The organism is Bacillus cereus, from assembly GCF_002577405.1.
GTDB classification, from domain to species: Bacteria; Bacillota; Bacilli; order Bacillales; family Bacillaceae_G; genus Bacillus_A; species Bacillus_A cereus_AU.
This window is the reverse complement of sequence record NZ_NULR01000013.1, coordinates 402,494-423,895: the sequence shown is the minus strand read 5'-3', so window position 1 is coordinate 423,895 and position 21,402 is coordinate 402,494. Positions and strand designations below refer to the sequence as shown.

Here is a 21,402-nt window from a genome sequence, read left to right as displayed (position 1 = left end):
TTATAATAAATCTGCTGCTAGTTGAGCTAGATTAGAGCGCTCCCCTTTCACAAACTTCACATGACCACTAATTCGTTGCTCTTTAAATTTCTCCACAACGTATGTTAAACCGTTATTATATTCATCTAAATATGGATGATCAATTTGCTGAGGATCTCCCATTAATACAATCTTACTTTTTTCGCCTACTCTTGTTAATATCGTCTTCACTTCATGCTTCGTTAAATTTTGTGCCTCATCAATAATAATGAATTGGTCTGGAATACTTCTGCCCCTTATATAAGTAAGCGCTTCTACTTCAATCGAACCCATTCCAGCTAAAATAGCATCTAATTCCCCTGGCTTTTTCGTATTAAATAAATACTCTAGATTATCAAAAATTGGCTGCATCCATGGTCTTAATTTTTCTTCTTTTTCTCCTGGTAAATAACCAATATCTTTTCCGACTGGAACAATTGGCCTTGCAACAAGTAGTTTTTTATATAACCCTAAATCTTCCGTTTGCATGAGTCCCGAAGCTAATGCAAGTAACGTTTTTCCTGTACCAGCTTTCCCGGTTAACGTTACAAGTGGAATATCTTCGCGAAGCAACAATTCTAATCCCATTATTTGCTGCACGTTTCGTGGCCGTATTCCCCACACTTGCTCATTGTGAAAAATAAGTTTCTTCACCTTCTTACCTAAGTGATCCACAATTCCAAGTGCAGAACTAGAACCCCCTAGTGCATCTTTCATTACTACAAACTGATTTGGATAAAAAGGATGGTTTGCAATTTCAGATAAAGGTAATTCACCTTTTTCATAAAAATAATCCAATTGTTCTTTTGATATATATCCTTCTAAAAATCCTGAGTATATATTATCTACTTCAATTACGCGATCGCTTAAATAATCTTCCGCCTTCAATCCAATTGCATCAGCTTTTACCCTGACGAGCACGTCTTTACTTACTAAAATAACAGACTTCCCGTCCTCTTTTTCTTGTTCTTCTAAAGATAGATTTTTTGCTACAGCTAAAATTCGATTATCATTTGTTTTTTCTACAAAAATATCTTGTAGTTGAACAAATGAACGATGATTTAATTCAATACGAAATGTACCGCCGTTTTCTAACGGAATACTTTCATGCAGCTTTCCTATTTCACGAAATTTGTCTATTAACTTGGATACATAACGAGCGTTTCGTCCTACTTCGTCCATATAACGTTTTTTCGAATCAACCTCTTCTAATACAACTGCCGGAATCACTACTTCATTGGTTTCAAATGAAAAAATAGATAAAGGATCCTGCAAAAGCACATTCGTATCTAACACATAAATTTTATCCAACCTGTTACCCCCTGACTCCACTTTTAATTTGTAGAACAAGGGTTTCATCCATAAAATATGGACGAACCATTGTTATAATTATATGTACCGTATAAACGAGGTAGAATCGAAAATCATAGCAATTAAACCTTTTCTTTATTATTTTTTATTCATTTCTATTCAATATATTACTTTTAATTATAATTATTAACATTAAATCACAATAATCGATTCCAAATGTTCATGAACAAGTTTTTTTTCATCTCATTTATAATTCTTTCATTCCTACCAACACTTGGTTATCCAGCTTTTTTGCTGCCCGAAGATCGTATGTTTTTTCATATGTTGGTTCAATTGCGAGTTTCGCTCCATAAAACATAACATCACGCACTTCTTGCACATTTACTTCTATTACAGTCAATTTTAGAGGAATGCCTTCCATTCTATCTGTCAAAATTTCACCTGCACCACTTATGGAAAATACGGATTCATTCGCCATTATAGTCAATACTACTCCTGTATTGCGCCTTATATTTTCCACAATACGTGAACGTTGATCTACCGCAAATCGAATACTAGTTTCACTCACTGCATACACCCAAGAAATAGCACTTACGTTAGGAACTTGTTTTTCAAAATCTGTTGTCGCTACCATAACTATACATTCTTTACGGAACGTTTGTACTAAATCGTCTGTTAATGTAGGCTCTACTACATTCGCCATATTTCCACCTCCAAATATACTTAATATATCCTTATCATAACTTATTTTTCGAATTGCGAAAATATTATTTTTTCCTGCTATTATTCAAAAACATTACGCTTCCATGATATACTTATACTGATAGAATTCGTATTGAGGTGACGAAATGAGAGTCAAGTGTATGATTTGTGATAAAAAAGATATGTTAGATGATGAAAATCCTATGGCAAAAAAACTACGTAATCGCCCTATTCATACATATATGTGCACGGAATGTTCGGAACGCATTGCAGAGCGTACGATGGAACGTCATGCAAGTGGTACTTTTCGACTATATCGTGATAAAAAAGTAGAAGACGATTGGTAAAATATAAATAAGTCCTTAATCATATAGATAAGGACTTATTTATATTTTTCGGGTTCACGATCCATCTGGTCTAAAAAACAGTCAATAGCTTCTAACGGAAACCTCACAGATTTTCTTTCCTCATTAATTTCGTATGTAATCAAATACATTTCCTCGTTCTTTTTAACTTCTACATTCCTTAATTTGTATTCTTCATATATCATATTTTGAAATAATAAATACGTTTCTTCTGCAGCACTATCATCCGGACGTGCTTCAGCAACTGTTTTAATTGTTAACCAATTATATAGTGCATCTTGTACTGAACGCATGAAACCTCCCCCTTCTCATCCTACTTTTTGTTGTTTCGCTTGACGTAAACGTAGCCTATAAATCCCAAGTACAATCGCCGCCACAACAAGCCCCTCTCCAACAGGTAAAAAAACTGCAAAGAAAGTTAAAACCGTGCACCCAATTGCTAAAGATATATATATCACTATATTTTTTAATACCGATAGCTTCCTTGCAAATCCTAAATTGTATACAAGTGCACTTAATATGATAATCGTTCCATACAACAACCACATCCCTAACTCTGGATTTTCATCCACCTTACATAATTTAGCAAAAAAAGACATCCTCTCTAACACACTCTTCCCCCCTAGCAATAAAAATAAGTTTTCTTTATGTACTTAATACAAGAGTACCTCGTGAAAAAAATACTGTCCACAAAAAAAGAGTAAATATTCCAAAAAATAAGCGTAATAAAAAAAGCAGCTACCTTTATTCAAGGTAGCTGCTCTATTATTTTACGCTTCTACAGATTTCTTTTTCTTAGCAGCTCTTTCGCGCTCGCTCTTATCAAGAATCTTTTTACGTAAACGAATTGATTCTGGAGTTACTTCACAGTATTCGTCTTCGTTTAAGTACTCTAATGACTCTTCTAAAGTCATTAAGCGTGGTTTTTTCATTGTTGAAGTTTGATCTTTCGTCGCAGAACGAATATTAGTTTGTTGTTTCATTTTTACAACGTTAACTGTTAAATCATTCTCACGTGTATGTTCTCCTACAATCATACCAGCATATACTTCTGTACCTGGTTCAACGAAGATTACACCGCGATCTTCAACTTGCATAATACCGTATTGTGATGCTTTTCCTGTTTCAAGTGAAACTAGAACACCTTGGCGACGTCCACCAACTTGCCCAGCGTGTACTGGTTGGTAAGAGTCGAATGTGTGGTTTAAAATACCGTAACCACGAGTTAATGTTAGGAATTCTGTAGTGTAACCAATTAAACCACGTGCTGGAACCATGAAAGTAAGGCGAACTTGACCGTTTCCGTTATTCACCATATCTAACATTTCACCTTTACGCGCACCCATAGATTCCATAATAGAACCAGTGTACTCTTCAGGTACATCGATTTGTACACGCTCTACAGGCTCACATCTTACGCCATCAACTTCTTTAATGATTACTTCCGGCTTAGATACTTGTAACTCATAACCTTCACGACGCATGTTTTCGATTAAGATAGATAAATGTAATTCTCCACGTCCAGATACGATCCATGCATCAGGAGAATCTGTATTATCTACACGTAAACTTACGTCTGTTTCTAATTGTGAACGAAGACGCTCTTCAATTTTACGAGATGTAATAAATTTACCTTCACGACCTGCAAATGGGCTGTTATTTACAAGGAATGTCATTTGTAGTGTTGGCTCATCAATACGTAATAGTGGTAAAGCCTCTTCATGCTCAACTGGGCATACCGTTTCACCTACGTTAATGTCTTCCATACCTGAAACAGCTACTAAATCTCCAGCTTTTGCTTCTTCAATTTCTTGACGTTTTAATCCAATGTAACCAAATAATTTCGTTACACGGAATTGTTTTACAGTTCCGTCAACCTTCATTAATGCAACTTGTTGTCCTACTTTCATTGTACCGCGGAATACGCGTCCAACACCGATACGGCCAACATAGTCATTGTAATCAAGAAGTGCTACTTGGAATTGAAGTGGCTCATCACTGTTATCAACTGGTGCTGGAATATGTTCAATAATTGTGTCAAACAATGATTTCATATTCTCTTCTTGATTTGCTGGATTCGAATCTAAGCTTGCTGTTCCGTTCATTGCTGATGCAAATACTACTGGGAACTCTAATTGATCTTCGTTTGCACCAAGTTCGATGAATAAGTCGACTACTTCATCAACTACTTCATCAGGGCGAGCGAAGTCACGGTCAATTTTGTTTACAACAACGATTGGAGTTAAGTTTTGCTCAAGAGCTTTCTTTAAAACAAATCGTGTTTGCGGCATACAACCTTCATATGCATCAACAACAAGTAAAACACCATCAACCATTTTCATGATACGTTCTACTTCTCCACCGAAGTCAGCATGACCAGGTGTATCTAAAATGTTAATTCTTTTATCTTCATAGTGAATCGCAGTATTCTTCGCTAAGATTGTAATACCACGTTCTCTTTCTAGATCGTTTGAGTCCATTGCGCGTTCTTCAATATGTTCATTCGCACGGAACGTCCCCGCTTGACGTAATAACTGGTCAACAAGTGTTGTTTTACCATGGTCAACGTGGGCAATAATTGCTATATTTCGTAAATCTTGTCGTTTTTTCAACATGTCCAACTCCTAATGTCTTTTTAATCCTTCTCTATTATAAGAGCGAAGGGGATACAATGGCAATCAAAATAAAAGCAAGAATGAAAATATAGTTGTATTCTTACTTTTGTGAAAGTAAAATGAGATTGGAGGGTGAAGAAATGGAACACATTCAATATCGCTTTTTATTAACCGCAATTATCGGTGTGATTTTCTTAATTGGTATCGGCATTATGATTGCTGAAAATAGTCCCATCGGTGTTATTATTTGCATTATCGGCACATTTGTTACAGTTGGATACGGTTTTGTAACAAAAAGAAAAATGCGTAAATCGCAATAACGTTAAAAAGTAAGAAGCTTCTTTCATAGCCTCTTACTTTTTTTGTTATTGCGATACGAATGGTAATATTTCTTCATATACCCTTGGTTTTCCAACTAACACACTGCTCTTCTCTACGATAGAAAGTGGATTTCCGGAGAATGTTGTCACCTTTCCTCCAACTTCCTCTACTATTATTTGTCCCCCAGCAAAATCCCATGGTGATAATCTCGGTGTTACATATGCATCTAGTCTTCCTGTTGCAACGTATACCATTTCTAACGCTGCACAACCATATGACCTAGTGCCTCTCGCTTTCTTAACAAGCATCATCATTTTTTCCATATTAAGCAACGGGTTGTCGGTAAGCCATATTGCATTTAGAGCAATAATCCCTTGCTCTACTGTCCCTTCTTCCAGCATCGGAATAGATACATCATTACAAAAAGCCCCTTCCCCCTTTACAGCATGATATAATTCATCATGAACTGGATCATAAATAAGACCAATTCTTCCGATACCGTTCTCATAAATTCCAATTGAAATTGCGAAATTTCTTTTTTGATGAACAAAGTTCATCGTGCCATCAATTGGATCAATTAACCAAACAACCCCATCAGATGAAGTAACCTCATCTCCGTAACCTTCTTCGCCTAAAATATAATGGTCCGGGTATGTTTCTTTAATTTTCCCAATTAAAAACTGCTCCGTTTCTCTGTCCATATTCGTTACTAAATCCGCTGCATTTGATTTTGTTTCTATAATAAGTGCTTTTTTCATTGTTACCATTAAACGCTCTCCTGCGTCTCGAATCCATTGTTTCGCGTGTGTATCGATGTCTTTCCATACCTCGTGCATGTTTAAACACTCCGATCTTTACTGTTCACAGAAAAAACGAACCCTTTATAAGGTTCGCACCAACTAATTTTTTATACATATACTATTATTACGCTTCTAAACGAATCATTTCAAGTCTTAACACTTCTAACTTTTGTACACACTCTTCTTTTTTCTGTTTATCGTCTTCCATCATCGCATCATATAAAGTTGCTAATTCATAATCTAGCTCCAAACGTAGCACCGGAATTCTCTTTTCAGCATCTGTTCTCTTTAACGCATTAATCACCTGTCTCATATTATTTGCCTCCTCCCAATATTCGTTTGCCCTCGGACTAGAATTAATTCAATTTTCTGATTTTTTGTTTTATACTATACTATGTTGGATAAATCATCTATGCAACAAAATTATATTTTTTTATTTAAATTTTTTTGTGCTGTTTTTTTTATGAATAGTACAAGCTATGCTAAAATAAAAGCAAAATAGGAGTTGGAGGAACAATCATGACACTACAAACATTCAAATCAACTGATTTTGAAGTATTTACAGTTGATGGTCTCGAAGAACGAATGAGTGCAATTAAAACGAATATTCATCCTAAGCTAGAAGCTTTAGGGGAACAGTTTGCAGAGTATTTATCCAAGCAAACTGATGAAAACTTTTTCTATCATGTAGCAAAACATGCACGCCGCAAAGTCAATCCACCAAACGATACTTGGGTTGCTTTTTCAACAAATAAACGCGGATATAAAATGCTACCACACTTCCAAATTGGGTTATGGGGTACCCATGCCTTCATATACTTTGGTTTAATTTATGAGTGTCCACAAAAAGTGGAGACGGCTCACGCCTTCTTAGAACATTTAAATGATTTAAAAACAAATATTCCAAATGACTTCGTTTGGTCCATTGACCATACTAAACCAAGTGTAAAATTACATAAAACACTTGGAACAGAAGACTTACAAAAGATGATTGAACGTTTAGCTACTGTGAAAAAAGCAGAATTATTAGTTGGTATTCATATATCACCAGAGGAGTTTTCAGCAATGACCAACGAACAATTCCTTGCTAAGATTGAATCTACGATGCAATCACTCCTTCCCTTATATGCACTTTGTAATCGATAGTAGAAAACGGACAATTTATATTGTCCGTTTTTAGTTGTTATCACATTATATCACTTCAGTTTTTATTTTTCAAAATATTTTTTATATTTTCACTAACTTTTGTTCTTCTACTTCTTTGGCCTTTTGAATGGCACGGTATATAGAATATCCACTTACTTCTTGAAACTCTTTATCAATTTTCTTTTCTTCTGCTTTTGATGGAACAATCTCTTTAAAACGACGATATAGCCCCATTAATTCTTCTCGTTTAATTCCTTTTTCATATACTTTCTCTATTGCTTCATAAAACTTCACAATTGTAACCATTTCCTCATTTGACCAATTATAATCTAACGGATATTGATATTCCATTTTGCACCTCATTTATCATTTCTTATTGTTTCATTATGCTATCTTAAAGAATTTTTTCCCTCTCCACTATAGACACTTTGCATTATACACTATTTATTCATTTTGATGGAATTGTCTTCCTCTATTAATTAGTTGAACTTTAACTATTAAACATACTCACCTTAAAAACATTTTTTTCTATACATCTATAATTATTGGTGATATAATGCTTTTGTTTTATAGAAAATAAAGTGAACCTACCATCTCAAAAACGCTTTTGTGAATGGCAGAAAAACAAGTCTCATTCTAAAAAGAACTTAACTTTTTTAGAACAAGATTATATAAAACAAGTTATACTAAATATTATGAAGAAGAAGGGGTGTATAGATTGTCCCAATACGAAACACCATTGTTTACCGCTTTAGTTGAGCACAGTAAGCGAAATCCAATTCAATTCCATATTCCTGGTCATAAAAAAGGACAGGGCATGGATCCTATATTTCGCGAATTTATTGGGCATAACGCATTAGCAATTGATTTAATTAATATTGCGCCACTCGATGATTTACATCATCCAAAGGGTATGATTAAAGAAGCACAAAATTTAGCCGCTGCTGCATTTGGTGCAGATCATACTTTCTTTTCTGTTCAAGGTACAAGTGGCGCTATTATGACAATGGTGATGAGCGTTTGCGGTCCTGGTGACAAAATCCTAGTACCAAGAAACGTGCATAAATCAGTAATGTCAGCTATTATTTTTTCAGGTGCAAAACCTATATTCATGCATCCTGAAATCGATCCAAAACTCGGTATTTCTCATGGAATCACAATTCAATCTGTCAAAAAGGCACTTGAAGAACACCCAGATGCGAAGGGCTTACTTGTTATTAACCCAACATACTTTGGCTTTGCTGCAGACTTAGAACAGATTGTACAATTAGCACATTCTTACGATATCCCTGTACTAGTCGATGAGGCTCATGGTGTTCATATTCATTTTCACGATGAATTGCCGATGTCAGCGATGCAAGCTGGTGCAGATATGGCAGCAACAAGTGTACACAAATTAGGAGGATCTTTAACTCAAAGTTCTATTCTGAATGTGAAAGAAGGCCTTGTGAACGTAAAACATGTCCAATCTATTATTAGCATGCTTACGACTACATCAACTTCTTACATCTTATTAGCATCTCTTGATGTTGCTAGAAAACGCCTTGCTACAGAAGGAACAGTGCTCATTGAACAAACAATACAATTAGCTGAACATGTTCGTGATGCTATAAATGCTATTGAGCATCTTTACTGTCCTGGAAAAGAAATGTTAGGTACAGACGCTACTTTTAACTATGATCCTACAAAGATAATTGTATCTGTGAAAGATTTAGGTATTACCGGCCATCAAGCTGAAGTATGGCTTAGAGAGCACTATAACATTGAAGTAGAACTCTCGGATTTATACAACATACTATGTCTTATCACTTTAGGAGATACAGAAAGTGAGACAAATACACTTATTGTAGCATTACAAGATTTAGCAGCAACGTTTAGAAATAGGGCAGATAAAGGTGTTCAAGTACAAGTAGAAATTCCAGAAATACCGGTGCTAGCACTTTCTCCTCGAGATGCTTTTTATTCGGAAACAGAAGTCATTCCATTTGAAAATGCAGCAGGTCGTATTATAGCTGATTTCGTTATGGTTTATCCACCAGGGATTCCAATCTTTACTCCGGGGGAAATTATTACACAAGATAATTTAGAGTATATTCGTAAAAATTTAGAAGCAGGTTTACCTGTACAAGGTCCTGAAGATATGACATTACAAACATTACGTGTTATTAAAGAGTACAAGCCTATCAGTTGATAGGCTTTTCTTTCACCTTTTTTTCTTTTTTTCATACGATACTACAGAATGTAACGTATAGGTGGGGATACCATTATGATTGTGATAGGCCGTTCTATTGTACACCCTTATATCACAAATGAATATGAGCCATTTGCAGCTGAGAAGCAACAAATTTTATCCATAATGGCGGGAAATCAAGAAGTTTATTCCTTCCGAACAGCTGATGAACTCAGCTTTGATCTAAATTTGCGAGTAAATATTATTACTTCTGCATTAGAACTGTTTCAGAGTGGATTTCAGTTTCGTACGTTTCAACAATCCTTTTGCAACCCACAATACTGGAAAAGAACATCACTAGGTGGGTTCCAGCTCCTTCCAAACATATCACCTTCTATTGCCATACAAGATATTTTTAAAAATGGAAAACTATATGGGACTGAATGTGCTACCGCTATGATAATTATTTTTTACAAGGCTTTACTATCCTTGTATGAGGAAGAAACTTTCAACCGTCTATTTGCAAACCTTTTACTTTATACATGGGACTACGATCAAGATTTAAAACTCATAACAAAAACAGGTGGCGATCTTGTTCCAGGTGATCTCGTTTACTTTAAAAATCCCCAAGTGAATCCAGCTACGATCGAGTGGCAAGGTGAAAATACAATCTATCTAGGGAATTTCTTTTTTTACGGACATGGAGTAGGTGTAAAAACAAAAGAGGAAATTATCTACTCATTAAATGAACGACGAGTCCCTTATGCTTTTATTTCAGCTTTTTTGACCGATACGATTACTCGTATTGATAGCCGCATCATGAGCCACTACGCTTCTCCAAACACACCACAAACAGCCATAGGGTTTATTCCGATTAGAGATGATGCAATCGTTGCAACAGTTGGCCATACAACTACAATTTATTAAAAAAAGCGCCTACACATGTAGGCGCTTTTTTCTTGTTATTAAGCTTTTGTATGTTCTTTATGGTCACATTCGCAATGAGATCCACATTTCCCATATAATACCGTTGACTTTTCATCTTCAAAATGTGCAATTGTTCCTTCACATACTTGGCATACGATTGTTCCCATTTTCATTTCCCCCTGAGTTTTAATAGTGATCTACTTATTTATCATTAAGCTTTCGCATTATCTCTACTAGCACAGTCACAATTTGTACCACATTTTCCGTAAAGTACTGTCGTTTTTTCATCTTCAAAATGTCCGATTGTTCCTTCGCATACTTGGCATACGATTGTTCCCATTTTTCATTTCCCCCTAAGTTTATGGTCCTAAAAACTTTTAGCTGTCCATGTTCTATCAATTATTGGGCTTTTGTATGCTCTGTGTGATCACATCCGCAAGATCCACATTTCCCGTAAAGTACCGTTACTTTCTCATCCTCGAAGTGTGCAATTGTACCTTCACAATCTTGACATACGATTGTTCCCATTTTTCATTTCCCCCTAAGTTTATAATCCCAAAAACTTTTGTAACCGCTTAACTTTCTGTCTTTATTTTAATATGTTATACTTTTTACGTCAATAGGTTTTTAGTATAACACATTAAATATTTTTAATTTCAATTAGTATACGATATTCATACAAAAAAACAGCCATATCCATACGTACGACTGTTTCACATTAATTATTCTTCATATTCTGCATGCAGTGAAGTAGACGGAACAAGAAATTTAAAAAACTGAGCTAACTCCGCTGCTTCTTCTTCCGATCCTAACTTAAAAATTTCCTGCATATATTGAACATTCTCTACATCGTCTTGTCCAAGCAGAGTAGACCTTCCCGTTTGCATGCAAACAATAAGTGGCTTTCCAAAAAACATATTTGTATAAATAACCCCAAAATCATAACGCGTATCATGTGTCATAAACCCTAAAAATCGTACCTTCACACTTTCATGCTCATCATACAATTTTTCAAACATCGGTTTCCACCTTTCTACATCACCTTTCCTACTTAATACTATATTAAACAAAAAAAGTAATACTCCTTTTAATTGTCAAAAAATTCAGTGGGATGTAAAATTATATTATTCTACTAATTTAGGGGGAACTTATATGCAACATGCTTTTATTACGCTTGTACCTAATTCCAATCAACAATCTGTTTCAATAGAGGATGTAAAACACCTTTTTCACAACTATAAAACCGTCACTTCCAAGACTGGTGATCAAATTAATTATGATTACACAAATACAGCTTTTCCCTATGAAATATTAGATACATCTACGACAACATTAAAACTCCAATCGAGTCACGATCGATATGATTCTATTTATGTGGGGATTGGAATAGAAAAGGAACAATCTTTCATTCAAATTTCTTTACCTACTACAGCAACATTTGGTGATAAAGGAAAAGCAAATGAATTTAGTCGTTTTCTAGCGAAGAAGTTAGAAGGAGAGTTACAACTATTTAATGGAAGAACAATGTATTTCTATAAACGTTAATTTAAAAACAAAAATAAACGATTAGAAAAATCATACTATTTGTGCAAGTAAGAAGCATTGCTTTTCTCCTTGCACTTAGTATGACATACGCTATGATATACGCTAAGTAAAAAAATATAAGAAAAAGAAAAATTTTATAATGAATTTTATCACGACTTGACAATAATAACACTGCTGAAAATCCACTCCATAAAACTAAATGTAAAAATGAAACCAGCGTAGTTTTCATAGCGTTACCTCCTATTTCTTCTATTATATTGTGTAATCTATCCCTCTCAGCATTTTATACTATTACTTACTCTATGATTTACCTTCTACCATTTATGTAATTCCTTCATTATTTATATGCAAATACTCCCTTATTTTTACGTTATATTCTCTTTAGTTACTAATAAAATAGAATATTTTATTAGTAACATGGTATAATCATTTTCACTTAACTATAGAAAGGAATCATGATATATGGTATTTAGTAATCTCTTTTTTTTATGTCTTTTTTTACCTGCGATTCTTTTAGTGTACTATTCCGTACGTAAAGAATTACAAAACATCGTTCTTTTATTATTTAGTTTATTATTTTATGCATGGGGAGAGCCCATATATGTCTTCCTTATGCTTTTTTCTATCTTCATAAACTATTGGTTTGGCATTTGGCTTAATAAAGACCGACTATCTGACGCAAATAGAAAATTCATTCTTACTTTAGCAATTATTATCAATACTGCTATACTTGGATATTTTAAATATGCTAACTTTTTAGTCGATAATATTAACGGGATTTTTCATACAAACATCGTACTCGAAAAAATCCCATTACCAATCGGGATTTCTTTTTTCACTTTCCATGCAATGAGTTATATTATTGATATTTATAAAAGAAAAGTAGAGGCTCAGCGAAATTTGTTTGATTTGGCGCTTTATTTTACTATTTTCCCTCAATTAGTTGCGGGACCAATCGTTCGATATAACACAATTGCTCATCAATTACATGTTAGAACAGTTAATGCTGATAAGTTTTCAGAAGGTATTCGCCGTTTTATCATTGGATTAGGAAAAAAAGTTTTGATTGCGAATCAACTAGGAGCTATTGCCGATGAAATATTTGCAATGGATCCAGCAACAATGAGCGTATCTACTGCTTGGATTGGTGCGATCGCTTATACATTACAAATTTATTTCGATTTTTCAGGTTACAGTGATATGGCCATTGGATTAGGAAAAATGTTCGGGTTTGATTTTTTGGAAAATTTCAATTACCCATACATTTCAAAATCAATTTCTGAATTTTGGCGTCGCTGGCATATTTCCCTTGGCTCATGGTTCCGTGATTACGTCTATATCCCACTAGGTGGAAACCGAGTATCTGGCTGGAAAATTTATCGTAACCTCTTTATAGTATGGGCACTAACAGGTTTTTGGCATGGGGCTAGTTGGACATTTATGATTTGGGGTATTTATTACGGATGTTTAATTGCTTTAGAAAAGGCTGGTTTCGAAAAAATATTACAAAAATTATGGTGGCCAATTCAACACGTATACGTCTTGTTTTTAGTGATTATTGGTTGGGTGTTCTTCCGCGCTGATAACTTTAGCTACTGTTCTAAATTTTTACAAGCAATGTTCGGATTAAATGGATCATTGACTGACATTACTAGTTATTTCTATGTGATGAATTATTGGGGAATCTTTATACTTGCAATTATTACGTCAGCTCCAATTTTCTCTTGGATCAAGACTGTATTAGCAAATAAAAAGGTCGTTATTTTATCTCCACTTTATTACTTGAGTGTATTAATCATAACTATGATGTACTTAACGAATGCAACTTACAATCCATTTATTTACTTCCGCTTCTAAAGGAGGGCTAACTATGAAAAATTTCACTAATCGTATATTAATTGCAGGATTTCTCGCTATTATTTTTGGAATGTGTATATGGACCGGTAAAATAATATATTGGGACAAAAAAAGTTTTTCTGATTTTGAAAACAGAGAATTAGCTTTGAACCCAGTCCTAACTATAGATACTATAAAATCCGGAAAATATTTTAAAGATACTGAGTTACACTTTACAGATCATATCGCAGCACGCGACAGATTTATTGAAACATATACAAAGTTACAATTGAAATTCAATCGAACTTTTGTAAATAACAATTACGTTGCAGATGACGGTTTCATTTTATCTGCACCGACAAAAATAGATATGCGTGATCAAATTAAGCAATCTGTTAATGAATTAGAAAACCTAAAAACTCAATTTCCAAAAACAGAATTTTATTTCTTGTTAGCTCCAAGTAAACTAACGGCACTTTCGTATAAATACCCGCCATATGTAAATCGTGGGTATGATCAAAAACATCGTGATTATTTTGTACAAGAGTTACAGAAAATAAATTTCCCTGTTATTGATGTTCTTCCTGCTTTTCAAAAAGAATTTACTCACGAACAATTAGAAGAGCTATACTTTAAAACGGATCACCATTGGAATATGAAAGGTGCATTTTATGCATACGAACAAACAATGAATTACATTGCTAACCATTCTAAAGTATTTACTGGCAATGCTGTTAATCGAGATGATTATAAAACAACTTTAGAAGAACCAAATGGACAATTTATCGGTAGTTGGAACAAACAACTATATAATTTAATAAAAACACCTGAAACAATCCCATATGTACAATTTAAACAAAATCCAAATGTGTGGGATAATTATACGGTCTATCTTGGTCCAAAATCAGAAGAGAGCATTAAAATACCGATGAAGGAATTCTTTGCAGTTGATAAAAATAAGTTTTCACCAGAGTATTCATCCGTTTATCAAACAGACTATGCACAGATTAATATCTTAAATCCAAATGCGAAAAATAAACTACATGCTGTCATTATTAAAGATTCTTATGTTGATGCAGCTTATCCTTTATTTGCACAAGAGTTTGAACAAACGACATTTATCGACCCACGATTTGGGGCAAGTAAAAATGTAAAAGAGGATTTAAAAAAACTAAATGCTGATATCGTCTTATTCCTTTATAATGACACTAGTACAAATAAAGAAATGTATCAATTTGAAAATAAAGAATAACAAACAAGAGGTGAATCAAAAAGATTCACCTCTTGTTTTTATTTGTACAGCATAGAAAAAAACGCCTCCTAAAATTAGGAGGCGTTTTTTGTTATTTTACAATGTGAATTGGCATTCCAAGAGCAACTTCAGCTGCTTCCATTGTGATCTCACCTAATGTTGGGTGAGCGTGGATTGTTTGAGCGATATCTTCTGCTGTCATACCAGCTTCGATAGCTAAACCAATCTCAGAAATAATATCAGAAGCGCCTGCACCTGCAACTTGAGCACCTACAAGAAGACCATCTTCTTTACGTGTTACAAGTTGTAAGAAACCGTCAGTGCTGTTTAATGATAATGCACGACCGTTTGCAGCGAATGGGAACTTAGATACAGCTACAGTCATTCCTGCTGCTTCTGCTTCTTTCTTAGTGTAACCAACAGATGCTAATTCTGGATCAGTGAAACATACTGCTGGAATTCCGATGTAATCGATTGCTGATGCATGGCCACTAATTGCTTCAACAGCTACTTTACCTTCGTAAGAAGCTTTGTGAGCTAATGGTGGTCCAGGAACGATATCACCGATTGCATAGATGTTTGATACGTTTGTACGGCATTGCTCATCGATTTCGATGATGCCGCGGTCAGTCATTTTAACTCCAACTTGCTCAAGACCGATTTCTTGAGTGTTTGGACGACGACCTACAGTTACTAATACGTAATCTGCTTCTACAGTTTTCACTTCGCCGTTAACTTCGAAGCTAACTGTTACGCCAGTTTCAGTTTCTTCAACGCCTTTAGCCATAGCTTTTGTATGGATATTTACGTTGCCTTTTTTCTGAAGGGCACGTTTAACAACAGAGCTCATTGATTTTTCGAAACCAGCTAAGATTTCGTCGCCAGCTTCTACTACAGTAACTTCTGTACCGAAGTTAGCATATGCAGTACCTAATTCCATACCGATGTAACCGCCGCCGATTACAACAAGTTTTTTAGGAATTTCAGGTAAGCTTAGAGCGCCTGTAGAGTTGATAACACGTTTAGAGTATTTGAATCCAGGAATTTCGATTGGTGTAGAACCAGTTGCAAGAACAGCATTTTTAAACGTATAAGTTTGAGCTGCTTCTTCAGTCATTACGCGTAATGTGTTAGCATCTACGAAGTAAGCTTCACCGCGAATGATTTCAACTTTGTTACCTTTAAGAAGGCCTTCAACACCGCCAGTTAATTTCTTAACTACGCCGTTTTTCCATTCTTGAACTTTTGTAAAGTCAACTTTTACGTTTTCTGCAGTGATACCCATGTCATCAGAATGCATTGCATTCTCATAACGATGACCTGCATTGATTAACGCTTTTGAAGGAATACATCCAACGTTTAAGCATACGCCACCAAGGTTAGCTTTTTCAATGATTGCTACCTTTTGACCTAATTGTGCTGCACGAATTGCCGCAACGTATCCACCAGGACCTGCACCAACAACGACTGTATCTAATTCAATTGGGAAATCTCCTACTACCATTGTTATTACGCCTCCATTACTAATAATTGTGGGTCATTCAATAGACGTTTAATTTGGTTTAATGCTTTTTGAGCAGTTGCGCCGTCAATTAAACGATGGTCAAAGCTTAGAGATAATGCTAATACTGGAGCTGCTACAATCTCACCATTTTTCACAACTGGTTTCTCAGCGATACGGCCGATACCAAGGATTGCTACTTCTGGGTGATTGATAACTGGAGTGAACCATTGTCCACCTGCAGAACCAATGTTTGTAATTGTGCAAGAAGCACCTTTCATTTCAGCTGGAGCTAAACGACCATCACGTGCTTTACCAGCAAGATCGTTGATCTCGTTAGAAATTGTGAAGATTGATTTACGATCTGTATCTTTAACAACTGGTACTAATAGACCTTTGTCTGTATCAGCTGCGATACCGATGTTGAAGTAATGTTTGTGAACGATTTCTTGAGAAGCATCGTCTAAAGCAGTGTTCAACATTGGGAATTCACGTAATGCAGATGTTAAAGCTTTAACAACGTATGGAAGGTAAGTTAATTTAATACCTTTGTCAGCTGCAACAGCTTTGAACTTCTTACGGTGAGCAACAAGCTCAGTTACATCAACTTCATCCATTAATGTTACGTGAGGAGCTGTGTGCTTAGAGTTAACCATTGCTTTCGCAATCGCTTTACGGATACCACTCATTTTCTCACGAGTTTCTGGATATTCACCAGCTGGGATTGGTTGTGCTTTTGGTGCTGCTTCTTTCGCTGCTGCTGGAGTAGCTTCTACTGCTGCTGGAGCCTCAGTTGCTGCTACTGTTTGTCCACCATTTGCAAATGCATCGATGTCAGCTTTCACAACGCGGCCATTCTTACCAGAACCAGCTACTTTATGAATGTCTACACCTTTTTCACGAGCATATTTACGAACAGATGGCATAGCGATTACGCGCTCATTTACTACTTCTGCAGTTGCTGCTGGAGTAGCTTCCGCTGCTGGAGCTTCTACTGCTGCTTCTTCAGCTTTTGGAGCTGCATCATGATCGTCACCTTTAAATTTAAGGTTTTCGTATCCAGGAGCATCAAATTTAATTAATGTATCTCCTACAATTGCAACTGTTCCTTCTTCTACAAGTACTTCAAGTACTTTACCTTTAACAGGAGAAGGGATTTCTACTACTGCTTTATCATTTTGTACTTCAAGAAGTACGTCGTCTTCATTTACTTCATCGCCTGGTTTAATAAACCATTTTACGATTTCACCTTCGTGGATACCTTCACCGATATCTGGTAGTTTAAATTCAAATGCCACGGAATTCAGCCCCCTGATTCATTTCATTATTATGGAATATGGCAAAAGAAATCAGCATGCGCTGATTTCTTTTGCACATGAGTAAGTAAAAAATTAGAAGTTCATTACTTTGTTAACAGCTTCAACAATATCTTTGTGGTTTGGTAACCATACGCTCTCAGCTTGAGAGAATGGGAATACTGTATCAGCAGCTGCAACACGTACAACTGGAGCTTCTAAGTTTAAGATTGCACGGTCGTTAATTTCCGCTACAACGTTAGCTGCAATACCAGCTTGTTTTTGAGCTTCTTGAACTACAACTACGCGGCCTGTTTTTTCAACAGATGCGATGATTGTTTCGATATCTAATGGTTGAACTGTACGTAAGTCAACAACCTCTAAAGAGATACCTTCTTTTTCAAGTTCTTCAGCAGCTTTTAATGCAGCGTGAACCATAGCACCGTAAGCGATAACAGATACATCTGTACCTTCACGTTTGATATCAGCTTTACCTAAATCAATTGTGTATTCGCCTTCTGGTACATCTTGACGGAATGAACGGTACAATTTCATATGCTCTAAGTAGATAACTGGATCGTTGTCACGAATCGCAGAGATTAAAAGACCTTTTGCATCGTATGGAGTAGATGGGATAACAACTTTTAGACCAGGTTGTTGAGCCACTAATCCTTCTAAGCTATCAGCATGTAGTTCAGGAGTATGAACACCACCACCGAATGGAGAACGAACTGTTACTGGAGCAGTCCAACGTCCACCTGAACGGTAACGCATACGAGCTAATTGACCAGAAATTGAATCCATTACTTCATAAACGAAACCGAAGAATTGGATTTCTGGAACTGGACGGAATCCTTCAAGTGCAAGTCCAACTGCAAGTCCACCAATACCAGACTCTGCAAGTGGAGTATCCATTACACGATCTTCACCGAATTCAGCTTGTAAACCTTCAGTAGCACGGAATACTCCGCCGTTTACACCAACGTCTTCACCAAACACAAGTACGTTAGGGTCATTTTTCATTTCAACGCGTAAAGCATCAGTGATTGCTTGAATCATTGTCATTTGAGCCATGGCTTACTTCGACTCCTTTTCTTTGTAAATTTCATATTGTTCAGCTAAGTTGTAAGGCATTTTTTCGTACATGATTTCCATTAAATCAGTAACTTTTTGTTTTGGAGCTTGGTCAGCCTTAGCAATTGCTTGTTTGATATCTTCTTTTGCTTCTTCGATTACTTTCTCTTCAACTTCTTGAGACCATAGGCCTTTGTTTTCTAAGAAAGCACGGAAACGTACGATTGGATCTTTTTGTTCCCATTCGTTTTCGATATCTTTTGTACGGTAACGAGTTGGGTCATCACCAGCCATTGTATGTGGACCGTAACGGAATGTTAAAGTCTCGATTAAAGTAGGGCCTTCGCCGTTTACTGCGCGCTCACGAGCGAAAGCAGTTGCTGCGTATACAGCTAATGGATCCATACCGTCTACTTGAATTCCGTAAATACCTGCTGCTACTGCTTTTTGAGCTACAGTTTTAGCTGCAGATTGCTTTTCTACTGGAGTAGAGATCGCATAACGGTTGTTTTGTACAACGAAGATTGCTGGAGCTTTGAATGCACCCGCAAAGTTCATACCTTCGTAGAAGTCACCTTGTGAAGCACCACCGTCACCAGTGTAAGTAATTGCAACAGATTTTTTGCCACGTAGTTTCATACCTAACGCAACACCAGCAGTTTGGATGATTTGCGCACCGATAATGATTTGTGGAGCAAGTGCATTTACATTCTCAGGCATTTGGTTACCCATGAAATGTCCACGAGAGAATAAGAATGCTTGGTATAATGGTAAGCCGTGCCATACTAATTGTGGCACATCACGATATCCTGGTAAGATGAAGTCTTCTGCTTCAAGTGCGAAATGACTTGCTAACTGAGAAGCCTCTTGTCCAGCTGTTGGTGCGTAGAAACCTAAACGTCCTTGACGGTTTAAAGAAATAGAACGTTGATCTAGTACGCGAGTATACACCATACGGCGCATTAACTCTTTTAATTGATCATCAGATAATTCAGGCATAGCTGCTTCATTCACAACTTCGCCTTTTTCATTTAAAATTTGTAATGTTTCAAATTGAGCTGCGATAGCTTTCATTTGCTCATCAACATTAAATAGGGTCTTTTTTGTTTTAGTACCCATTCCGTTCACCTCTTCCTCTCTTGAACCATATTCTGAAACGCTTTCACCAGCTATTAGCTAAACTGAAAACGAAACAATGTAAACCAACAAATTTATCTGTCGGTTGAGAATAATTTTGTGTACCTAACAATCTGTACTAATGTTTTTTCAAAAACATATTAATACAATCTTGATCACGTTTTTTAGTTTACAACTATTCTAATTGCGATGTCAATTACTTTGAATACGTTTTTTTATAAATAATCTGCAGGTTTCTTCTCCACAAACGTGTTTTTATTTTTCACATCTGTATTAGTAAGCATTAACCTGCTGTTATATTATTCCCTTTTTAACTTGTTTTTTCTCTTAGAATAATATGTAAACAATTTAATTCTCTTTAGTTTTTCTCTCTTCTCCACAAAAATATACAAACTCTTCTTCCTTTTATAGGTAAATACCTATACATTTCTACTCTTCCCTCCATACATTATAGTAACCGCAGTATTAGCGGGAAATGATAAAGGAGGTCATCTCATGTACGGATACTCATATTGCTATCCAACTTGTTCATATCCTTCCTACGGTTATGGCGGTTCTTGTGGCGGGTCTGGACGCGGCTTTGCCTTAATCGTTGTGTTGTTTATTCTTTTAATTATCGTTGGTGCTGCTTGCATTCGCTAATGTAAAATGAAACAACTATGGAAAGAAACAGACGGCTTTGCCGTCTTTTCTTTTTCTCACATACATAACTAATCTATATTAGAACGATTTCCATAGTCGTCCCCCTTACTTGTCGATGACTTTTTCCATCTCCTTTGGTAGACTAAAGAAGAAAGGAGAGATTACATATGCTTACAATGAATGATGTCATTCGCGAAGGAGATCCTATTTTGCGAAACGTTGCAGAAGAGGTATCCATACCGGCGAGTGAAGAAGATACAAATACCCTTAAAGAAATGATTGAATTTGTAATAAATAGCCAAGATCCTGCAATGGCTGAAAAATATAGTTTACGCCCTGGAATCGGATTAGCGGCTCCGCAAATCGGTATTTCAAAGAAAATGATTGCGGTTCATGTAACTGATACGAACGGTACGTTATATAGCCATGCATTATTTAACCCAAAAATCATTAGTCATTCTGTTGAACGTACATATTTACAAAGTGGTGAAGGCTGTCTATCTGTAGACCGTGAAGTACCGGGTTATGTCCCTCGTTACACAAGAATTACAGTGAAAGCAACATCTATTAACGGAGAAGAAGTAAAATTACGTTTAAAAGGTTTACCAGCAATCGTATTCCAGCATGAAATCGACCATTTAAATGGTGTTATGTTCTACGACCATATTAATAAAGAGAATCCATTTGCCGCTCCTGATGATTCGAAACCTCTGGAGCGATAATAATAAAGTGAAACTTTAATCAG

Annotated in this window: 27 protein-coding genes; 10 read left to right on the top strand and 17 right to left on the bottom strand. The window is 35.9% G+C overall.

What is annotated here, in order from left to right:
* On the bottom strand, nucleotides 1–1,329 hold the full coding sequence (locus tag COC96_RS18190) for a PhoH family protein (RefSeq protein ID WP_000358079.1): 1,329 nt from the start codon (nucleotides 1,327–1,329) through the stop codon (nucleotides 1–3).
* Between the two features lie 247 nt (nucleotides 1,330–1,576).
* On the bottom strand, nucleotides 1,577–2,032 hold the full coding sequence (locus COC96_RS18185) for a pyridoxamine 5'-phosphate oxidase family protein (RefSeq protein WP_097904460.1): 456 nt from the start codon (nucleotides 2,030–2,032) through the stop codon (nucleotides 1,577–1,579).
* A gap of 145 nt (nucleotides 2,033–2,177) precedes the next feature.
* Between COC96_RS18185 and COC96_RS18180 the strand changes: the two genes are divergently transcribed.
* On the top strand, nucleotides 2,178–2,378 hold the full coding sequence (locus tag COC96_RS18180; protein ID WP_097904461.1) for a YlaI family protein: 201 nt from the start codon (nucleotides 2,178–2,180) through the stop codon (nucleotides 2,376–2,378).
* 35 nt (nucleotides 2,379–2,413) lie between these two features.
* On the opposite strand, the gene COC96_RS18175 is transcribed toward COC96_RS18180, so the two are convergent.
* From COC96_RS18175 to typA, 3 genes are all read right to left on the bottom strand, one after another.
* Complete coding sequence (locus COC96_RS18175; protein ID WP_098267911.1) at nucleotides 2,414–2,689, bottom strand: hypothetical protein; 276 nt, start codon at nucleotides 2,687–2,689, stop codon at nucleotides 2,414–2,416.
* A 15-nt stretch (nucleotides 2,690–2,704) separates the two neighbouring features.
* Entirely contained in the window at nucleotides 2,705–3,007 is a 303-nt protein-coding gene (locus COC96_RS18170) for a YlaH-like family protein (protein ID WP_000893663.1), read from the bottom strand.
* A gap of 159 nt (nucleotides 3,008–3,166) precedes the next feature.
* A complete protein-coding gene (gene typA / locus COC96_RS18165; RefSeq protein ID WP_098267912.1) occupies nucleotides 3,167–5,011 on the bottom strand; it encodes a translational GTPase TypA in 1,845 nt (614 codons plus the stop codon).
* A 140-nt stretch (nucleotides 5,012–5,151) separates the two neighbouring features.
* Here typA and COC96_RS18160 point away from each other — a divergent pair, with 140 nt between their 5' ends.
* Nucleotides 5,152–5,331 carry a DUF5325 family protein gene (locus COC96_RS18160; protein ID WP_071746871.1) on the top strand — a complete coding sequence of 60 codons (180 nt, stop codon included), beginning with the start codon at nucleotides 5,152–5,154 and terminating at the stop codon, nucleotides 5,329–5,331.
* Between the two features lie 45 nt (nucleotides 5,332–5,376).
* Here the strand turns inward: COC96_RS18160 and COC96_RS18155 are convergent, their stop codons facing one another.
* Nucleotides 5,377–6,168 carry an inositol monophosphatase family protein gene (locus COC96_RS18155; protein WP_098267913.1) on the bottom strand — a complete coding sequence of 264 codons (792 nt, stop codon included), beginning with the start codon at nucleotides 6,166–6,168 and terminating at the stop codon, nucleotides 5,377–5,379.
* A gap of 88 nt (nucleotides 6,169–6,256) precedes the next feature.
* Entirely contained in the window at nucleotides 6,257–6,445 is a 189-nt protein-coding gene (locus COC96_RS18150) for a hypothetical protein (protein ID WP_001250164.1), read from the bottom strand.
* Nucleotides 6,446–6,651: 206 nt separating this feature from the next.
* Here COC96_RS18150 and COC96_RS18145 point away from each other — a divergent pair, with 206 nt between their 5' ends.
* Nucleotides 6,652–7,278 carry a YktB family protein gene (locus tag COC96_RS18145; RefSeq protein WP_097904464.1) on the top strand — a complete coding sequence of 209 codons (627 nt, stop codon included), beginning with the start codon at nucleotides 6,652–6,654 and terminating at the stop codon, nucleotides 7,276–7,278.
* Between the two features lie 81 nt (nucleotides 7,279–7,359).
* On the opposite strand, the gene COC96_RS18140 is transcribed toward COC96_RS18145, so the two are convergent.
* Entirely contained in the window at nucleotides 7,360–7,629 is a 270-nt protein-coding gene (locus tag COC96_RS18140) for a UPF0223 family protein (RefSeq protein WP_098267914.1), read from the bottom strand.
* A gap of 367 nt (nucleotides 7,630–7,996) precedes the next feature.
* Here COC96_RS18140 and speA point away from each other — a divergent pair, with 367 nt between their 5' ends.
* A complete protein-coding gene (gene speA, locus COC96_RS18135; protein WP_141536028.1) occupies nucleotides 7,997–9,469 on the top strand; it encodes an arginine decarboxylase in 1,473 nt (490 codons plus the stop codon).
* Nucleotides 9,470–9,544: 75 nt separating this feature from the next.
* Entirely contained in the window at nucleotides 9,545–10,375 is an 831-nt protein-coding gene (locus COC96_RS18130; protein WP_098267916.1) for a protein-glutamine gamma-glutamyltransferase, read from the top strand.
* A gap of 38 nt (nucleotides 10,376–10,413) precedes the next feature.
* Here COC96_RS18130 and COC96_RS18125 read toward each other — a convergent pair whose 3' ends face one another.
* The 4 genes from COC96_RS18125 to COC96_RS18110 all read right to left on the bottom strand — a co-directional run bounded on the left by COC96_RS18125 (nucleotide 10,414) and on the right by COC96_RS18110 (nucleotide 11,394).
* The gene (locus COC96_RS18125) at nucleotides 10,414–10,542 is read right to left on the bottom strand and encodes a GapA-binding peptide SR1P (RefSeq protein WP_000536785.1); all 129 of its coding nucleotides are present in this window, start codon (nucleotides 10,540–10,542) and stop codon (nucleotides 10,414–10,416) included.
* A 44-nt stretch (nucleotides 10,543–10,586) separates the two neighbouring features.
* On the bottom strand, nucleotides 10,587–10,715 hold the full coding sequence (locus COC96_RS18120; RefSeq protein ID WP_000536805.1) for a GapA-binding peptide SR1P: 129 nt from the start codon (nucleotides 10,713–10,715) through the stop codon (nucleotides 10,587–10,589).
* 59 nt (nucleotides 10,716–10,774) lie between these two features.
* Nucleotides 10,775–10,903: a GapA-binding peptide SR1P gene (locus COC96_RS18115; RefSeq protein ID WP_000536778.1), complete on the bottom strand. Its 129-nt coding sequence runs from the start codon at nucleotides 10,901–10,903 to the stop codon at nucleotides 10,775–10,777.
* A gap of 194 nt (nucleotides 10,904–11,097) precedes the next feature.
* The gene (locus COC96_RS18110) at nucleotides 11,098–11,394 is read right to left on the bottom strand and encodes a DUF3055 domain-containing protein (RefSeq protein ID WP_097904470.1); all 297 of its coding nucleotides are present in this window, start codon (nucleotides 11,392–11,394) and stop codon (nucleotides 11,098–11,100) included.
* Nucleotides 11,395–11,527: 133 nt separating this feature from the next.
* Here COC96_RS18110 and COC96_RS18105 point away from each other — a divergent pair, with 133 nt between their 5' ends.
* A complete protein-coding gene (locus COC96_RS18105; protein ID WP_097904471.1) occupies nucleotides 11,528–11,920 on the top strand; it encodes a DUF1885 family protein in 393 nt (130 codons plus the stop codon).
* A gap of 1 nt (nucleotide 11,921) precedes the next feature.
* Here the strand turns inward: COC96_RS18105 and COC96_RS28095 are convergent, their stop codons facing one another.
* A complete protein-coding gene (locus COC96_RS28095) occupies nucleotides 11,922–12,149 on the bottom strand; it encodes a hypothetical protein (protein WP_098267918.1) in 228 nt (75 codons plus the stop codon).
* Between the two features lie 233 nt (nucleotides 12,150–12,382).
* Between COC96_RS28095 and COC96_RS18095 the strand changes: the two genes are divergently transcribed.
* The gene (locus COC96_RS18095; RefSeq protein WP_098267919.1) at nucleotides 12,383–13,777 is read left to right on the top strand and encodes an MBOAT family O-acyltransferase; all 1,395 of its coding nucleotides are present in this window, start codon (nucleotides 12,383–12,385) and stop codon (nucleotides 13,775–13,777) included.
* Nucleotides 13,778–13,790: 13 nt separating this feature from the next.
* Complete coding sequence (locus COC96_RS18090) at nucleotides 13,791–15,008, top strand: DHHW family protein (RefSeq protein ID WP_098769125.1); 1,218 nt, start codon at nucleotides 13,791–13,793, stop codon at nucleotides 15,006–15,008.
* 91 nt (nucleotides 15,009–15,099) lie between these two features.
* On the opposite strand, the gene lpdA is transcribed toward COC96_RS18090, so the two are convergent.
* The 4 genes from lpdA to pdhA all read right to left on the bottom strand — a co-directional run bounded on the left by lpdA (nucleotide 15,100) and on the right by pdhA (nucleotide 19,997).
* Nucleotides 15,100–16,512 carry a dihydrolipoyl dehydrogenase gene (lpdA, locus tag COC96_RS18085; RefSeq protein WP_098267921.1) on the bottom strand — a complete coding sequence of 471 codons (1,413 nt, stop codon included), beginning with the start codon at nucleotides 16,510–16,512 and terminating at the stop codon, nucleotides 15,100–15,102.
* A 5-nt stretch (nucleotides 16,513–16,517) separates the two neighbouring features.
* Nucleotides 16,518–17,807 (bottom strand): pyruvate dehydrogenase complex dihydrolipoyllysine-residue acetyltransferase, encoded by a 1,290-nt coding sequence (gene pdhC, locus COC96_RS18080; RefSeq protein WP_098267922.1) that lies wholly within the window; start codon nucleotides 17,805–17,807, stop codon nucleotides 16,518–16,520.
* A gap of 93 nt (nucleotides 17,808–17,900) precedes the next feature.
* On the bottom strand, nucleotides 17,901–18,878 hold the full coding sequence (gene pdhB / locus COC96_RS18075; protein ID WP_000068166.1) for a pyruvate dehydrogenase complex E1 component subunit beta: 978 nt from the start codon (nucleotides 18,876–18,878) through the stop codon (nucleotides 17,901–17,903).
* Nucleotides 18,879–18,881: 3 nt separating this feature from the next.
* Complete coding sequence (gene pdhA, locus COC96_RS18070) at nucleotides 18,882–19,997, bottom strand: pyruvate dehydrogenase E1 component subunit alpha (protein WP_000536893.1); 1,116 nt, start codon at nucleotides 19,995–19,997, stop codon at nucleotides 18,882–18,884.
* A 513-nt stretch (nucleotides 19,998–20,510) separates the two neighbouring features.
* Between pdhA and COC96_RS18065 the strand changes: the two genes are divergently transcribed.
* The gene (locus COC96_RS18065; protein WP_000274562.1) at nucleotides 20,511–20,657 is read left to right on the top strand and encodes a YjcZ family sporulation protein; all 147 of its coding nucleotides are present in this window, start codon (nucleotides 20,511–20,513) and stop codon (nucleotides 20,655–20,657) included.
* A 167-nt stretch (nucleotides 20,658–20,824) separates the two neighbouring features.
* Entirely contained in the window at nucleotides 20,825–21,379 is a 555-nt protein-coding gene (gene def, locus COC96_RS18060) for a peptide deformylase (protein WP_098267923.1), read from the top strand.
* The last annotated feature ends 23 nt before the right edge of the window (nucleotides 21,380–21,402 follow it).

What these genes read in the sequence shown, in the direction of transcription:
- COC96_RS18185 (WP_097904460.1), bottom strand. Translation starts at nt 2,032, where the DNA reads ATGGCGAATGTAGTAGAGCCTACATTAACAGACGATTTAGTACAAACG.
- COC96_RS18180 (WP_097904461.1), top strand. Translation starts at nt 2,178, where the DNA reads ATGAGAGTCAAGTGTATGATTTGTGATAAAAAAGATATGTTAGATGAT.
- COC96_RS18175 (WP_098267911.1), bottom strand. Translation starts at nt 2,689, where the DNA reads ATGCGTTCAGTACAAGATGCACTATATAATTGGTTAACAATTAAAACA.
- typA (WP_098267912.1), bottom strand. Translation starts at nt 5,011, where the DNA reads ATGTTGAAAAAACGACAAGATTTACGAAATATAGCAATTATTGCCCAC.
- COC96_RS18160 (WP_071746871.1), top strand. Translation starts at nt 5,152, where the DNA reads ATGGAACACATTCAATATCGCTTTTTATTAACCGCAATTATCGGTGTG.
- COC96_RS18155 (WP_098267913.1), bottom strand. Translation starts at nt 6,168, where the DNA reads ATGCACGAGGTATGGAAAGACATCGATACACACGCGAAACAATGGATT.
- COC96_RS18150 (WP_001250164.1), bottom strand. Translation starts at nt 6,445, where the DNA reads ATGAGACAGGTGATTAATGCGTTAAAGAGAACAGATGCTGAAAAGAGA.
- COC96_RS18145 (WP_097904464.1), top strand. Translation starts at nt 6,652, where the DNA reads ATGACACTACAAACATTCAAATCAACTGATTTTGAAGTATTTACAGTT.
- COC96_RS18140 (WP_098267914.1), bottom strand. Translation starts at nt 7,629, where the DNA reads ATGGAATATCAATATCCGTTAGATTATAATTGGTCAAATGAGGAAATG.
- COC96_RS18130 (WP_098267916.1), top strand. Translation starts at nt 9,545, where the DNA reads ATGATTGTGATAGGCCGTTCTATTGTACACCCTTATATCACAAATGAA.
- COC96_RS18125 (WP_000536785.1), bottom strand. Translation starts at nt 10,542, where the DNA reads ATGGGAACAATCGTATGCCAAGTATGTGAAGGAACAATTGCACATTTT.
- COC96_RS18120 (WP_000536805.1), bottom strand. Translation starts at nt 10,715, where the DNA reads ATGGGAACAATCGTATGCCAAGTATGCGAAGGAACAATCGGACATTTT.
- COC96_RS18115 (WP_000536778.1), bottom strand. Translation starts at nt 10,903, where the DNA reads ATGGGAACAATCGTATGTCAAGATTGTGAAGGTACAATTGCACACTTC.
- COC96_RS18110 (WP_097904470.1), bottom strand. Translation starts at nt 11,394, where the DNA reads ATGTTTGAAAAATTGTATGATGAGCATGAAAGTGTGAAGGTACGATTT.
- COC96_RS18105 (WP_097904471.1), top strand. Translation starts at nt 11,528, where the DNA reads ATGCAACATGCTTTTATTACGCTTGTACCTAATTCCAATCAACAATCT.
- COC96_RS28095 (WP_098267918.1), bottom strand. Translation starts at nt 12,149, where the DNA reads ATGAAAACTACGCTGGTTTCATTTTTACATTTAGTTTTATGGAGTGGA.
- COC96_RS18095 (WP_098267919.1), top strand. Translation starts at nt 12,383, where the DNA reads ATGGTATTTAGTAATCTCTTTTTTTTATGTCTTTTTTTACCTGCGATT.
- COC96_RS18090 (WP_098769125.1), top strand. Translation starts at nt 13,791, where the DNA reads ATGAAAAATTTCACTAATCGTATATTAATTGCAGGATTTCTCGCTATT.
- lpdA (WP_098267921.1), bottom strand. Translation starts at nt 16,512, where the DNA reads ATGGTAGTAGGAGATTTCCCAATTGAATTAGATACAGTCGTTGTTGGT.
- pdhB (WP_000068166.1), bottom strand. Translation starts at nt 18,878, where the DNA reads ATGGCTCAAATGACAATGATTCAAGCAATCACTGATGCTTTACGCGTT.
- pdhA (WP_000536893.1), bottom strand. Translation starts at nt 19,997, where the DNA reads ATGGGTACTAAAACAAAAAAGACCCTATTTAATGTTGATGAGCAAATG.
- COC96_RS18065 (WP_000274562.1), top strand. Translation starts at nt 20,511, where the DNA reads ATGTACGGATACTCATATTGCTATCCAACTTGTTCATATCCTTCCTAC.
- def (WP_098267923.1), top strand. Translation starts at nt 20,825, where the DNA reads ATGCTTACAATGAATGATGTCATTCGCGAAGGAGATCCTATTTTGCGA.